The organism is Streptomyces pratensis, assembly GCF_016804005.1.
In the GTDB taxonomy this organism is placed as follows: Bacteria; Actinomycetota; Actinomycetes; order Streptomycetales; family Streptomycetaceae; genus Streptomyces; species Streptomyces pratensis_A.
On the sequence record NZ_CP051486.1, the window covers coordinates 4,711,883 to 4,725,781 of the forward strand.

The window sequence follows — 13,899 nt, forward strand, 5'->3', positions numbered from 1 at the left end:
GGGCAGCCAAGGCCACCCGGGGTGCGGACGGCCCGCCTGCTGCTGACCCCGTACGCACCGGGCGACGAGGAGGCGTTCGTCGCGCTCTTCCAGGATGTCCGGGTGCCCCGGTGGATGGGCGAGGGCCCCTCCACGGAGGCCGAGGACCGCGCCCTCTTCGGGCGGGTCTTCACCGAGGTGTACGCGCGAGGACTCTTCGACGTTTGGGCGGTCCGGGAAGGCGGCACGACGGTGGGCCATGCCGAGATCAAGCCGACCCCCGAGTCCGGAGGGCACGAGATCGTCTACGCGCTGTCCCCCGATGCCTGGGGCCGCGGTCTCGGCACCGAACTGGCCGGGGCGCTCGTCGAGCACGGCTTCGGTCCGCTCGGCCTCGGGGAGGTGCACGCCACGGTCTCCGCGGAGAACGAGCCTTCCCTGACTCTTCTGGGACGACTCGGCTTCCGGCACGTCCGGGACATCCAGGAGGCGGACGGGAGCACCACCCGGCTGCTGACAATCACGCGTGACCGGGCTCCGCGGCGGGCGCCCGGCAGCTCGGAGCGGTAGGCGTCCGGGCCGTACCCCCCGGACGCCCGGACCACCGCGCCCGGCGGACACCCGGACCCGAGCACCCCCGGACCACCCCTCCCAACGGCCTCGCACCCTGCCGCGACCGCTGCGACCTGGGCCGACACCGCATCTCCCGGCCTGTGTCAGTGGCCGGGTGCAGACTGGCCTCATCCGGTACAACGGCGTCTCGGGAGGTCTTGTCATGACCGATGTTCTGCTCACCGTAGGCACCCGCAAGGGGCTCTTCATCGGCCGCAGACACGGCGGCTCGTGGGAGTTCGGCGATCCTCATTTCAACGCCCAGGCGATCTACTCGATCGGGATCGACTCCCGCGGGGAGACGCCCCGGCTGCTGGTCGGAGGCGACAGCGCGCACTGGGGCCCGTCCGTCTTCCACTCCGACGACCTGGGTGCGTCCTGGGTGGAGCCGAGGCAGCCTGCCGTAAGGTTCCCGCAGTTCACGGAGGCATCGCTGGAGCGGGTGTGGCAGCTGCATCCCGCCGGCCCCGAGGCCCCCGGAGTCGTGTACGCGGGGACGGAACCCGCGGCGCTGTTCCGGTCGGACGACCGCGGTGAGTCCTTCGAGCTGGTCCGCCCTCTCTGGGAGCACCCGACACGGTCCGAATGGGTCCCCGGTGGGGGCGGCGAGGGGCTGCACACCATCCTGACCGACCCGAGGGACGCCGACACGGTGACCGTCGCCGTCTCAACGGCGGGAGTGTTCCGCACCAAGGACGGGGGCGAGCGCTGGGCCCCGTCCAACAGGGGCGTCTCGGCAGTCTTCCTGCCGGACCCGGACCCCGAGTTCGGCCAGTGCGTGCACAAGGTCACCCGGGACGCGGCCGACCCCGACCGGCTCTATCTGCAGAACCACTGGGGCGTGTTCCGCAGCGACGACTCCGGGGAGCACTGGAAGGACATCGGTGCGGGCCTGCCCTCGGACTTCGGCTTCGCCGCCGCTGCGCACCCGCATCGCGCCGACACGTTCTACGTCTTCCCGATCAACGCCGACGCGGACCGCGTCCCCGCCGGACACCGCTGCCGGGTGTTCCGCACCCAGGACGCGGGAGAGACCTGGGAGCCCCTCACGCGAGGCCTTCCGGACGGCGACCACTACGGCACGGTGCTGCGTGACGCGCTCTGCACGGACGACGCCGACCCGGCCGGCGTCTACTTCGGCAACCGCAACGGCGAGGTGTATGCGAGCGCCGACGACGGCGACAGCTGGCAGCAGCTCCTCTCGCACCTGCCCGACGTGCTGTGCGTGCGGGCGGCGGTGCTCCACTGACAGGAAGAGGGGCACCCCTCAGCCGGCCCCGGAGGGCCGACGGCCGGACACATACGGCTCGCCGTCGGCCCGTACAGAGCGGCCGCGCACCGGCGCGTGCACCGTCCCGGCCCGAGCGGCGCGTGCGTCGGCACGTGCCCGAGCGGCGCGGGCGTCGGCACGTGCCCGAGCGCGCGCCCGCTCGGATCGGAAGGGGATCAGCTCGGCAGGCTCGCCCCTCGGCGGCCTCACTCGTCGGTCGGCACGCAGAGCACCGGCACGGTCGACAGGTGCAGGAGCTTGTGCGGGGTGGAGCCGAGCAGGGCGCCGCGCATCGGGCTCTCGCCCCAGCTGCCCACGACGATGACTCTCGCCTCGTAGCGGTCGGCGGCCTCGATCAGCGCCTGCGCGGGACTCAGGTCGATGACCTCGACCGTGGTCGGTACGCCGGCCGTCTCCGCAGCGGCGACCGCGCGCTCCAGCCCCGTACGCCCGGCCTGGCGGATGGCCTCGTAGTGGGCACGGTACTCCTCGCCGGTGGGGCCGGGCGGCGCCGCACCGTAGACCAGGACGAGCCTCTCGCCGAACGCACCGGCCACCTCGATCGCCGCCCGCAGGGCGCGTGCGGCACCGGGCGACTCGTCGTACCCGAGGACCACGGACATCTCAGGGCTCCTTGCCGTGTACGAGGTCGGGGTCGACCACACTGCGGCGTTCGGCCCAGAAGGACGGCGACCGGAACCGCAGCACCACCATGACGACCACACCGATCAGGCTGATGCAGATGCCGATGACGAGCGGGGGGCCCAGCCCGAACCAGGAGGTTCCGCTGTAGGAGTTCGCCGGGTCGGACATATCCATGATCGACCGGACGAGCAGCCAGGTCAGCAGACCGGCTCCGATCACCGGGCCGAGGCCGATGAGGCAGAAGTTGCGCACGCTCTCGGTCAGGTGACGGCGGTAGTAGACCGCACACGCGACGCCGGTGAGGGCGTAGTAGAAGGCGATGAGCAGCGACAGCGCCGTCAGCGAGTCGAAGAGGGCGTTCTCGCTGATCTGACTGACGACGAGGTACCAGGCGATGGCGATGGCGGCCACCCACCATGTGCTCACGTCGGGGGTCCGGAATCGCGGGCTGATGTGGGCGAAGTGCGCCGGCAGCGCCTTGCGACGGGCCATGGAGAGCGCGGTGCGCGACGCCGGGATGATGGTGGTCTGGGTCGACGCGAGTGCCGACGTCGCGACCGCGAGCAGCACGACCCAGTCCCAGCCCCCCATGACCTCGCCGGCCAGCAGGGCGAAGATGAACTCCTCCTCCCCGGCGTTCTCGGCCAGGTACGCCGTTCCGGCGAAGGCGACGACCGCGAAGCCTACGGAGAGGTAGGTCACCAGCAGGATCACGGTCGACCACACGCCGGCCTTCCCGGGTGCGCTCGCGGAGTCCTCGACCTCCTCGGTGAGGTTGACTGCCGATTCCCATCCCCAGTAGATGAACACGCCCAGCAAGAGGCCGCCCGTGAGCGCCGCGCCTCCCGCACCGAAGGGATTGAGCCAGTCGGCAGAGGGTTTGACGGAGTCGAAGGAGGTCGTGCCCGCGTAGACGCGGTAGAGCGCGACGATCACGAACACGAGGAGGAAGGCCACCTGAGCCAGGATCAGGACGTTCTGCACCTTGGCCGACAGCTCGGTCCCGATGACGCACAGCCCGGTCATCACGATGATCAGAAGCACAGTCAGCAACTGGCGGACGAATGTGTTCTCGGCCCAGCTGTCGAGGCCGACGGCCAGCAGACCGAAGCTGACGGCGACGTCCGCCAGTGACCCGACCACGAGCACACCGGTCATGGCGATAGCCCAGCCCCCGAGCCAGCCGGTCCAGGGCCCCATGGCGCGGGTCACCCAGGAGAACGTCGTCCCGCAGTCCTGGTCGACCTTGTTCAGGTAGTAGAAGGCCGAGGCGATGAGGAGCATCGGCACGAAGGAGGCGAAGAGCACTCCGGGTGCGTAGATGCCGACGAGTGCCACGACAGGGCCGATTACGGCTGCCACCGAGTAGGCCGGGGACGTGGCGTTCAGTCCGATGACCAGGGCGTCGACGAAGCCGATCGCATTCGGCTTCAAGCTTGCCGGCCGTGCTGATCCGGCACGGTCCTCTGCCATACTCCCTCGCTCGGGTTCACAGGCCTGAAGAGAAGCGGAATATTTCCTTCCACATGCTATTGACGTACTTCCGGGCGCGCACGTCCGGCGAGGCTGCCCCCAGGCCGGCAGCAGCCGTCACTGCTCGCGCATGCCCCACGGGGCGCCGTAGTCGGCCAGCAGGTCGAGGAACGGCCGTGGCGGCATCGCCTCGGGACCCAGCACTCCGCTTCCTCCCCAGGTTCCGGCCGCGACGAGTTCGAGAGCGGCCACCGGGTTGATCGCGGTCTGCCAGACCACGGCCTGGGAGCCGTACTCCCGCATCGACCACTGGTTGTCGACCACGTGGTAGAGGTAGACCTCCCTGGGCCGCCCGTCCTTGCTGCCCTTCACCCAGGTACCCGCGCACGTCTTCCCGTGCATCCGCTCACCGAGGCCGGCCGGGTCGGGCAGGCACGCGGCCACCACGTCGCGGGGCGATACCCGGGCTTCGCCGGCATCGCTCTTCACGGCCACGGGAGCCGTACGGTCCAGGCCCAGCTTGTGGAGCGTACGCAGCACCCCGATGAACTCGTCACCCAGCCCGTACTTGAACGTCACCCGCCAGGCCTTCAGCCAACGGGGTACGAGCAGCACCTCCTCGTGCTCCACGTTGACGCACTCCACGGGCCCGATGCCTTCGGGGAAGTCGAAGACCTCCGGTTCGCTGAAGGGGGCGGTGGTGAACCAGCCGCGCCCTTCCTCGTACACCACCGGAGGGTTCAGGCACTCCTCGATCGTCGTCCAGATACTGAAGGAGGGGGCGAAGTCGTATCCCTCCACCGTCAGGTCTGCGCCGTCGCGGATCCCGAACTCCTCGATCTCGTCGAAGAGCTCGTCGGAGGCGTACCGGGCGAACACGTCCGAGAGCCCGGGTTCCACGCCCATCCCCACCAGGGCAAGCCGGCCGGCGGCCTCCCAGTCGGCGGCCCGTTCGAACTGCTCGTCCCCGAGCTTGACGCCGCACTCCTCGTACGGACGGGACGGGTGGGGCCTGGACAGCGACATGGCCATGTCCAGGTAGTCCACGCCCTGGGCGAGAGCCGCCTCGAACAGGGGCATGACGAAGCGGGGGTCCGTGGCATTGAGCAGGATGTCGCAGCGGTGTTCGGCGAGGACGGAACGCACGGCGGCCTGGTCCGAGGCATCCAGCCGGACCGCGCCGAATCGGTCCCCGCGTTCCCCCAGAGCCGCGACGGCGGCCTCCGCCCGGCCGAGGTCGTAGTCGGCGACCGCCATGTGCTCGAAGAAGGGCCGACGGGCCGCGATCCTCGTGATCGCCGTGCCCACGCCTCCTGCTCCGACCAAGAGGACACGCATGAGCACCACTCCTTTGTCGTGCTGCCGTGGCGGTTTCCGGCTCCAGTTGGCCCGGCCGGTCCGGTGGAGTGGGCACGCTAACAGCCGCTCCGCCCGGCGGTGGGCAACCGTCGGAGTGGTGTCCCGTCCCGGGGGTGTGCCCGCTTCGGGGCACCACCCGGTCCGGCGACGCGTGGGCTACGGACGTGCGTCCGGCCGGAGATCCGGCGACGCGTGGGCTACGGACGTGCGTCCAGCCGGTGCTTCAGCGAACCGTCCGGGCCGAAGACGTCCATGAGATAGCCCTCGTCCAGCGACACCCCTTCGCTCTGTTCGAGGAAGCCGGTGACCGACGTCTTGAGCTCGTCGAACGTCTGGGCACTGTCATCGGGGTCGCGCGTCCACACGACCAGCACGGGAACACCCTCAGGCCCGGCACTCCTCTGAATCCCGTAGACCTCCTGTTCACCGCCCACTGCCCGGTACCGATCCGCCACCTGCTCCGCGGCATCGGGCGCGGTCGTGGTCGTGGCCGTGGGGCCGGCCGTGGCGAGGGCGCGGTCGGAGTCCGGTCCGCCGTCGGCGGTACAACCCGAGAGCAGGGTGACAGCTCCGGCACCGATGAGGACGGCAGTACGAGCGATGCGCTTCATGGCGGGATCCTCGCCGATCCCGACCCGCGTCGACGACGTTCCGTGCAGCTGTTGCCGTTCCGTCATACGGGGCCACCGCACCCTGGGTCCTGCCTGTCGGCACGGAACTCCCGCTTACGGCAGACGCCAGTCCACCGGCTGCTCACCCGCGCGCACGAGGAAGTCGTTGGCGCGGCTGAAGGGCCGCGAGCCGAAGAAGCCGCGGTCCGCCGACATCGGGGAGGGATGGGCGGATTCGACTGCGGGCAGGTCACCCAGGAGCGGCCGCACGTTGCGCGCGTCGCGCCCCCACAGCACGGAGACCATCGGCTTGCCCCGGGCGGCCAGGGCTCGAATGGCCTGCTCGGTCACTTCTTCCCAACCCTTGCCACGGTGGGCGGCGGGTTTGCCGGGCGCTGTGGTCAGAGCCCTGTTGAGCAGCAGCACGCCCTGCCGCGTCCAGGGCGTCAGATCGCCGTTGGAGGGCTTCGGGAGGCCGAGATCCGTGCGCAGTTCCCTGAAGATGTTCTCCAGGCTGCCCGGCAGGCGGCGCACCTCGGGCGACACCGCGAAGCTGAGCCCGATGGCCATACCCGGTGTGGGGTAGGGATCCTGACCCACTATCAGGACGCGCACCTCGTCGAAGGGCTGCTGGAAGGCTCGGAGAACGTTCGCCCCCGCCGGCAGATAGGTGCGCCCGGCCCCGATCTCGGCACGGAGGAAGTCACCCATCGCCGCGACCCGGTCGGCGACGGGCGCCAACGCCTCGGCCCAGCCGGACTCAACAAGTTCACTCAACGGTCGCGCTGCCACAGCTGTCACTCTACCGGCCTACGGGGCCGGAATGATCACGCGGCCCCCATGGGCCCGGGTTGAGCGATAGGGTGCCGCTCGTCGTCAGTCCTCCACCCCCCGGAGTCCGTCCATGAGGTCGCGCAGGCGTTCATCCGCAGCCGGCGGTGCCCGTGACCTCCGGTGACCGACGGGACCGGTCCCCCTCGGGCCGGCCGGACACCGCCGTGACCGCCGCCGCGCGGGTCGAGTTCGTCCTCGGGGTGGACTCGGGCGGTTCCGGTCTGCGCGTCGCGCTCGGGCCGGTGGACGCGGGGACCCCCGCCCGCACCGCCGTATGCGCAGAGCCCGTACGGACGGGCTCGGACGGCATCGACGCCGGGCACCTCCTGGAGCAGCTGCTTCCCGCCGTCCGCCGACTGCTGGAGCAGACGGCTCCCGGCGCGGCCGTCGCCGCTGCGGCCGTCGGTGCCGCGGGCATGGCGACCCTCGGCGAACAGCTGCGCGCCCGGCTGCCGGGCGCCCTCGCGGACACGCTGGGTGTGCGGCGGGTGGCCCTGGCCGCCGACGCGGTGACTGCGTACGCCGGGGCACTGGGACAGCGGCCCGGCGCGGTCGTCGCGGGCGGCACCGGCATGATCGCACTCGGCACCGACCTCACGACGTGGCGCCGGGCCGACGGCTGGGGACATCTGCTGGGCGACAGCGGCGGCGGCGCCTGGATCGGCCGGGCGGGGCTCGAAGCGGCGATGCGGGCCCACGACGGACGCCGCGGTGGTTCGCCGTTGCTGCTGGCGCGGCTCGAGGCGGCCTTCGGACCGGCCACAGCCCTTCCGGGCCTTCTCTATCCGCGTACGGACCGTCCCGCACTGCTCGCGTCGTTCGCCCCCGAGGTCGCGGCCTGCGCCGCCGACGACGAGATCGCGGCCGGGATCCTCCGGGAGGCGGCGGCACATATCGCCGGGGCGGCGGCCGCGGTGTGCCCCCGCTCCCCCGGTCCCGACGGCTGCGAAGTCGCTCTGACCGGCGGACTGTTCCGCTTGGGCGAGCCACTCCTCGGCCCTTTGCGCGGGGAGCTCGCCCGGCAGGTCCCGCAGGCGCGCGTGGTCCCGGCGGAGGCTGACCCGCTGCACGGCGCACTGGAGATCGCCCGGGCCCTCGCAGGTCCCGGGCTGCGACTGCCACCCCACCCCTCGCTGCTGTTCGTACCGGGAGTAACGTAGACGATTCGAGCGATCCTCTGTCCGGACAGAGCAGGTCAGTCGCCTGCTATGCCGCTCAACAGACATATACGGACAGATAACGCCTGACCGCCCCCTCCCCGAACAGAGGGGCACCCAAAACCAGTAGCATGCGGCGCCATGAGCACCCCCACTGGGCCCGCTTCCGGCCTGCCTGTACGAATGCCGCGACCTCGCCAGTCCGGACGGCACCGCCGCCCGGAGCCCGTGGTCGCACCTGAGGGCGCTGCCGCGCTCGTTCTTGCCGTTCCCGGTACCCCTTCCCCGGCCTCGCGCAGCCTGGCCGAGGAAGTGATCAGCATCGCCCGTTCCGAGCTGCCCGGTCTCAATGCGCAGATCGGTTACCTCGACGGCGATGACGCCGAATATCCCACGCTCGCCTCCGTACTCACCCACGCCGCCGCCGAGCGCACCGCGCGCTACGAGCAGGCCGTCGCCGCGGGCCGCGAGGTCGCCGAGCCCTCGGGCACGTCCGCCGTCGTGGTTCCGCTGCTGGCGGGGCCGGACAGCGCCCTGATCCGGCGCATACGGCAGGCCGTCATGGACAGCGGCACACAGGCCGAGCTGACAGACGTGCTGGGTCCGCACCCTCTGCTCGCCGAAGCGCTGCACGTACGTCTCTCGGAGGCGGGTCTGGCGCGGGCAGACCGCGCGCGGCTGTTCACCGTGGCGACCGCGGCCGACGGCATCGTGCTCGCCACGGTCGGCGGCGAGGAGGCCGTACAGGCAGCCGGGATCACCGGCATGCTGCTGGCCGCCCGTCTCGCCGTGCCGGTGATGGCCGCGGCCCTGGACGTGGAGGGTTCGGTCGCCTCGATCGCCGCGCAGCTGCAGAACTCCGGCTCCGCGCAGCTCGCGCTGGCGCCGTACCTGGTCGGCCCGGAGATCGACGCCGGGCTGCTGGACGCCGCCGCGAAGGAGGCCGGCTGCGCGACCGCCGAGCCGCTCGGGGCGTACCCGGCCATCGGCAAGCTCGTCCTCTCGCTGTACGCGACGACGCTGGGCATCACCCCTGCGACGCCCCAGGGAGCCCAGGCGCACTGATCCGCGCCACGCCGCGCCCGGACGGCGCGGACCCGTCCTGTCGGGTCCGCGCCGCGCGCTGCCGAGGACGGCTGCCCCTCATGCCGTTTCGCGGAGGCGTCACGGCCGGGGAAGGCGTCAGCCGAAGACCACGCAGGAGGCGGCCGGAACCTCGGTCGAGCCCGCGTGCGCCGGGATTCCGGTCTCCGCGTCCACGGCGAACCAGCTGACGTTCCCCGAGTGCTCGTTGGCGACGTACAGCCACTGCCCGGTGGGGTCGAGGGTGAGATCGCGCGGCCAGCGTCCTCCGCATCCCACGGCCGCGGCCAGAACGGGCTTCTCCGCCGTCTCGTCGAGGGTGAGGACGGAGATGCTGTCGTGGCCGCGATTGGCGATCCAGAGGAACCGGCCGTCGTGCGAGACCACCACCTCCGACGGGTACGTGCGTACGGCGCCGTCCTCGTCGTGGTCCTGTGGCAGCACCTGTGTCTCACCCAGCGGTTCGAGCAGACCTCCGGCCGCGTCCCACCGGCACGTGGTGACCGTCGGCTCCAGCTCGTTCAGGACGTAGACGTGTCCCCCGGACGGGTGAAAGGCGAGGTGGCGCGGTCCGACTCCCGGTCGCAGCGCCGTCTCGGCGTGCAAGCGCAGGGAACCGGTAGCGGGATCGAGCGCGCAGACACGCACGGAGTCCGTGCCGAGGTCGACGCTCAGCACCCATTTCCCCGACGGATCGGCCAGCACCTGATGCGCGTGCGGGCCCGACTGACGGCCGTCGTCGGGACCACGGCCCTCATGCCGCAGTACGCCTGTCGCCGGGCCGGGCGAGCCGTCGTCCCGTACGGGCAGCGCGGTGACACTGCCGGAGCCGTAGTTGGCCGTGAGCAGATGGCCGGCCGAGAGCGCCAGATGCGTGGGGCTGCTCCCACCGACCGGCTGCACCTCGCCGATCAGCCGCGGCGTGCCGTCGTCGTCGATGCCGAATGCCGCCGCGGCGCCGTCCGAGGTCTCACTGACCGTGTACAGCACGGTCCCGCCAGCTCCGGGAGCGCGGCCGACCGCGAGGAAGGACGGGTCGGCCACGGCGTCCGTGGACTCGAGCACGGACAGGGCCCCGGTGTCCCGGTCGACGGAGGCGACGCTGATGCCACGCCCGCCCGCCGAGGTGAAGGACCCTATGAATGCCCACTTTGCGTGGTCGGCGCCCATCGCGCTACCCCTCTTCACGTCCGTCGCGATCTTCCCGGCCGACGGTAGCAGGCAGCGAATTCCGGGCCGGGCCGAACAGGCCCCAAGAGGGGTTCAGGCGCCCATCAGTGGGGCACGTGGAGAACTTCGCAGGGGTGCGGCGAGGCCGGCGGGCGCCTTCTCCCGGCTGTGCGGACGGGCGGGCGACGGCTCGGCGGCACACGCGGGTCGGGCGGGCCGACGGCTCGGCGACGCAGCCGGGCGGGCGACGGCTCGGCGACGCAGCCGGGATGCAGAACATCGGCACCGCGGGCGGCCCGTCCCCGGCCCGGTAGGCCTGGGCCGGGCGCCGTCAGAGTCTCCACCGGGGCTTCCACGCCCGGCAGGCAGCGACCGGCCGGGCATCGTGGGACGCCCCCCGGGCCCGCCGCGACGGAGCCCGCCCGCGCGGCGCCGCGCGGGATGATGCTCGACGGTCTCGCCGCGCGCGACGGCTCAGGCGCCGGCCGGCATTCGGCTGGGCCTTCGAAGCGGCACGGCGAGTTCGAGCAGAGCACGCTCCAGAGCATGGAGGTGGGTGAGCATCTGTTCGGCGCCGGTCAGCTCCGTGGCCGCCGCGTGATCGACTCGGAGGTCTCGCCCGGCGGTCGGCACGTCGGTGAGGGCCTCGACGGCCGCCTCCACCCGCCGGCATGCTGCGGCGAGCCGGTTGTCGTGCGAGGCCTCCGGGTCGGCAGCGACAGAGGCCAGACCACGCACCTCGCGTGCGCAGTCGTCGAGCAACGCGAGGACGCGCCGCGCCCGTCGCTTGCGGGCCTTCATCGGGTTGAGAGGATGCACCAGCGGCGCGAGCGACAATCGCACCCGGCCGAGGATCGCCTCCAGCTCGACAACGCGCCGGGGTGGGTCGACGTCCTCACTCCCGGCGAGGCGGGCGGCGGCCTCGGCCGTGCACGTGTGCACGCACCGCAACGCCCGCTCCACCCACGCCTCGGTCACCGAGTGCGTGGTCACCGGCAGCACGATGAGCACCGCCAGTACGGCACCGAGCGCACCGACCGCCGTCTCGGTCACCCGAAGCACGAGCAGATCCGGGTCGAGCACGCCGAGCAGCCCGTACAGCATGCTCGCCATCACCGTCACGGCCAGCATCATCCAGGTGTAGGAGACCGCAGCGGTGTAGAAGATCCCGAACACGCTCACCGCCACGACTGCAGCGACCACGACCGGCTCGTGGTGCAGCGGCACGGCCACGGCGAAGCCCAACCCGATCCCGAGCACCGTGCCCAGGAATCGCCTGAACCCGCGCACGACGGCCTCACCTCGCGAGGTCGTGGCCACGAACACCCACCAGGTCGCGCCGACGGCCCAGTACCAACGCTGATCGGAGAGCACCTGCCCCACCGCGAGCGCGAACGCCGCCCCCGCCGTCGCTTGCACGGCGTGCCGCGTCGTGATCCGCCCGAGTCCCGATGCCCCGGCGGGAAGGGCCACCGCCGCGGGTATCGCGATCCGCCGCTCGTAGCACCACACGCCGAACCGCACCACCGACGAGGCGATGAGAGACAGCAGCACGGCTGCGTACAGCTCGGGCAGCTGGGCGGGCACGGTGTGCAGGAACTGGGCGGAGAAATAGGCCATGAAGCCGAACACGCCCAGTGAGTGCCCACGCGGCCCCCACCGCCGCGCGTAGACCCCCGCGCCCACCACGGCGAGGAACGCCAGGTCGCGTGCGACGGGCACATCGTGCAGCACGGCGGCAAGGGTGAGCACCGGGAGACCGACGGCGGGAAGAAGCGCGGTCGTGAGCGCCTGCCCACGCACCGTCGCGTCGGTCACCGTGAACAGTGCGAGCAGCGCGGCCAGGCCACCGGCGACTGCCGCCGCCAGCGAGTGCCCGGCTGCCCCGCACAGCGCGACGGCGAGCCCGATGCCGAGCACGGCCCGGGACGCGAACCGCAGCCGCATGTGCCCCGGGTCCGGTGCGACGAACGCCCTCTTCAGCAAGTTGCCCCGCACCTTTCGTAGACCAGCAGACATGAGAATGGCGCCGCGGAGATCCCCGGGGGGACCCGCAGCGCCATTGATGTCCCTATCTCAGCATCTGGAGGCCTGATGGTTCAACCGAGGCTCGAACCACTGAGCCAATGGCTCACAAAGCATGATCCACCTCAGCCATGGTGGAGCCAACGGACCAGCCACATGCGACACCGTTGTGCGGATGACAGCCCAGCCCAGCCCTTCGGAACGAACTTCCGCCTGATCAGCACCGCTGCCGAACCCAAGCCGTCACCTCGGGGACCTGGAGCTGAATCCTGGCGTTGCGGCCGCTGCCGGACTCCCCCGGAACGAGCTCGAGGACGGGGCGTCGCGGTACGCCCGGAAGATCGGCGTCTCAGGTGCTCCACCGCCGCCCCGGCGTCCATGAAACCGCAGGCACAGCAACCCGATGGCCCACCGCATCGAAATGCTCACCGCTTCCAGCCGACGGGCGGATGATCCGGCCGACAGGCGTTATGACGCGGCCGGGGTCTCCGGCAGGAAGGCGACAGCCGGATATCCGCGCAACGGGCGTGAACCGCGCCATGTCGAGGGCCGACGCCTGAGAGAGCACCGCTCGGCCTGCGAGCGCCAGGGCTCTCACCTCAGGCGGCAGCCTCCCTTCGGCCGCCCCGGCCCCGGAGTCAGCCTCACTTTCCGCCGCCCCGGCCCCGGAGCCAGGAAAGTCCGGCAGCGAAACCCACGAGATGACCCGGGCGGCAGCCGTCATCTGATCGCCGCCGATTCCACCGCAACGACGGCTTCCGCGAGCCCCTGCGGATGCGGCAACTCCTGCGCGGTCCGCCCATCCCAGCCGGGCCCGAGCATCAGTACGAGAGGCTTCCGGCGGGCGCCGCGCACACCCCATTCCATCGCTGCCACATGCTGCGCCACCGGCCGACTAGCCGTGTTGCGGGACTGTGCCCACAGTCCCACCACGACCGGTCCCGTTCTGCCGACCGCCGCCACCAGCGACTCGACGGGCAGCGCACCGCCGAACATGCGCACCGGCAGACCGCGCTCGGCCAGCGCGGCGGCCAGTGCCTCCAACGGCAGGGTGTGGTTCTCGGCGGGCACACAGGCGAGCACGGTGGTCGCGCCCGGCCGCTCGGCGGCGACGGGCGGTGCGTGGTGGCGCAGCGCGCCTGAGACGTGCCAGGACAAGAAATGCTCGACCTCGACGTACTTCTCCCCCGAGCTCTCCCACTTACGGCCCACCGCCTGGAGCGTCGGCATGATGACCTCCGTCCAGGCCACGACCAGGCCGTGTCCTTCGATCGCGGCGTTCAGCAGGTCGTCAAGAGCGGCGGCGTCGAGCCGAAGAGCCGCGCGGGCCACTCCCCTGCACTCCTGGCGCACGTCACCCAGCCGAAGGCCGGCCCCGGCCCGGCTGCGACTGCGACTGCGACTGCGACTGCGCGTGGCTGTCCGCAGGGAGTGCACCGCATCAACCCGTCCCCCCGGGACGTCCGTCTCGCCCTTGCCGAGCGCCAGGCGGGCGGCTTCGGCGGGCGGCAATCCGGTCGCCGTCAGAGCACACATCCGCTCCAGCCGCGCCACGTCCACGTCGGTCCAGCGCCGGTGCCGGCCGTCGATGCGCACGGTGGGGCCGAGACCGTAACGGCGATCCCACGAACGGATCGTGGTGGGCGCCACCCCCAGGCGTCGCGCCACCTCACCCGTAGTC

At 71.7% G+C, this 13,899-nt stretch carries 12 protein-coding genes; 4 read left to right on the forward strand and 8 right to left on the reverse strand.

Features of this window, described 5'->3' with window-relative positions; all coding sequences use genetic code 11:
- Window positions 1–21 precede the first annotated feature (21 nt).
- Window positions 22–549 (forward strand): GNAT family N-acetyltransferase, encoded by a 528-nt coding sequence (locus HED23_RS19110; protein ID WP_238442036.1) that lies wholly within the window; start codon window positions 22–24, stop codon window positions 547–549.
- 205 nt (window positions 550–754) lie between these two features.
- Window positions 755–1,840 carry a WD40/YVTN/BNR-like repeat-containing protein gene (locus HED23_RS19115; protein WP_203184618.1) on the forward strand — a complete coding sequence of 362 codons (1,086 nt, stop codon included), beginning with the start codon at window positions 755–757 and terminating at the stop codon, window positions 1,838–1,840.
- 227 nt (window positions 1,841–2,067) lie between these two features.
- Here HED23_RS19115 and HED23_RS19120 read toward each other — a convergent pair whose 3' ends face one another.
- The 5 genes from HED23_RS19120 to HED23_RS19140 all read right to left on the reverse strand — a co-directional run bounded on the left by HED23_RS19120 (window position 2,068) and on the right by HED23_RS19140 (window position 6,741).
- Window positions 2,068–2,484: a universal stress protein gene (locus HED23_RS19120; RefSeq protein WP_203184619.1), complete on the reverse strand. Its 417-nt coding sequence runs from the start codon at window positions 2,482–2,484 to the stop codon at window positions 2,068–2,070.
- Between the two features lies 1 nt (window position 2,485).
- On the reverse strand, window positions 2,486–3,979 hold the full coding sequence (locus HED23_RS19125) for an APC family permease (protein WP_203184620.1): 1,494 nt from the start codon (window positions 3,977–3,979) through the stop codon (window positions 2,486–2,488).
- 117 nt (window positions 3,980–4,096) lie between these two features.
- Window positions 4,097–5,317: a saccharopine dehydrogenase family protein gene (locus tag HED23_RS19130; protein WP_203184621.1), complete on the reverse strand. Its 1,221-nt coding sequence runs from the start codon at window positions 5,315–5,317 to the stop codon at window positions 4,097–4,099.
- A gap of 218 nt (window positions 5,318–5,535) precedes the next feature.
- Window positions 5,536–5,949 carry a hypothetical protein gene (locus tag HED23_RS19135; RefSeq protein WP_203184622.1) on the reverse strand — a complete coding sequence of 138 codons (414 nt, stop codon included), beginning with the start codon at window positions 5,947–5,949 and terminating at the stop codon, window positions 5,536–5,538.
- Between the two features lie 114 nt (window positions 5,950–6,063).
- Complete coding sequence (locus tag HED23_RS19140; protein WP_203184623.1) at window positions 6,064–6,741, reverse strand: uracil-DNA glycosylase; 678 nt, start codon at window positions 6,739–6,741, stop codon at window positions 6,064–6,066.
- A 206-nt stretch (window positions 6,742–6,947) separates the two neighbouring features.
- On the opposite strand from HED23_RS19140, the gene HED23_RS19145 reads away from it, so the two are divergent.
- Together HED23_RS19145 and HED23_RS19150 are read left to right on the forward strand one after the other, a co-directional pair.
- On the forward strand, window positions 6,948–7,943 hold the full coding sequence (locus tag HED23_RS19145; RefSeq protein ID WP_203184624.1) for an N-acetylglucosamine kinase: 996 nt from the start codon (window positions 6,948–6,950) through the stop codon (window positions 7,941–7,943).
- A 138-nt stretch (window positions 7,944–8,081) separates the two neighbouring features.
- Window positions 8,082–9,005 carry a sirohydrochlorin chelatase gene (locus tag HED23_RS19150; RefSeq protein ID WP_203184625.1) on the forward strand — a complete coding sequence of 308 codons (924 nt, stop codon included), beginning with the start codon at window positions 8,082–8,084 and terminating at the stop codon, window positions 9,003–9,005.
- A 117-nt stretch (window positions 9,006–9,122) separates the two neighbouring features.
- Here the strand turns inward: HED23_RS19150 and HED23_RS19155 are convergent, their stop codons facing one another.
- From HED23_RS19155 to HED23_RS19165, 3 genes are all read right to left on the reverse strand, one after another.
- A complete protein-coding gene (locus HED23_RS19155; protein WP_203184626.1) occupies window positions 9,123–10,193 on the reverse strand; it encodes a lactonase family protein in 1,071 nt (356 codons plus the stop codon).
- Window positions 10,194–10,667: 474 nt separating this feature from the next.
- Window positions 10,668–12,179, reverse strand: a complete 1,512-nt coding sequence (locus tag HED23_RS19160; RefSeq protein WP_238442037.1) for an FUSC family protein — start codon at window positions 12,177–12,179, stop codon at window positions 10,668–10,670.
- Window positions 12,180–12,938: 759 nt separating this feature from the next.
- A complete protein-coding gene (locus tag HED23_RS19165; RefSeq protein WP_338019603.1) occupies window positions 12,939–13,886 on the reverse strand; it encodes a MerR family transcriptional regulator in 948 nt (315 codons plus the stop codon).
- Window positions 13,887–13,899: the final 13 nt, after the last annotated feature.

What these genes read in the sequence shown, in the direction of transcription:
- HED23_RS19125 (WP_203184620.1), bottom strand. Translation starts at nt 3,979, where the DNA reads ATGGCAGAGGACCGTGCCGGATCAGCACGGCCGGCAAGCTTGAAGCCG.
- HED23_RS19130 (WP_203184621.1), bottom strand. Translation starts at nt 5,317, where the DNA reads ATGCGTGTCCTCTTGGTCGGAGCAGGAGGCGTGGGCACGGCGATCACG.
- HED23_RS19115 (WP_203184618.1), top strand. Translation starts at nt 755, where the DNA reads ATGACCGATGTTCTGCTCACCGTAGGCACCCGCAAGGGGCTCTTCATC.
- HED23_RS19155 (WP_203184626.1), bottom strand. Translation starts at nt 10,193, where the DNA reads ATGGGCGCCGACCACGCAAAGTGGGCATTCATAGGGTCCTTCACCTCG.
- HED23_RS19150 (WP_203184625.1), top strand. Translation starts at nt 8,082, where the DNA reads ATGAGCACCCCCACTGGGCCCGCTTCCGGCCTGCCTGTACGAATGCCG.
- HED23_RS19135 (WP_203184622.1), bottom strand. Translation starts at nt 5,949, where the DNA reads ATGAAGCGCATCGCTCGTACTGCCGTCCTCATCGGTGCCGGAGCTGTC.
- HED23_RS19120 (WP_203184619.1), bottom strand. Translation starts at nt 2,484, where the DNA reads ATGTCCGTGGTCCTCGGGTACGACGAGTCGCCCGGTGCCGCACGCGCC.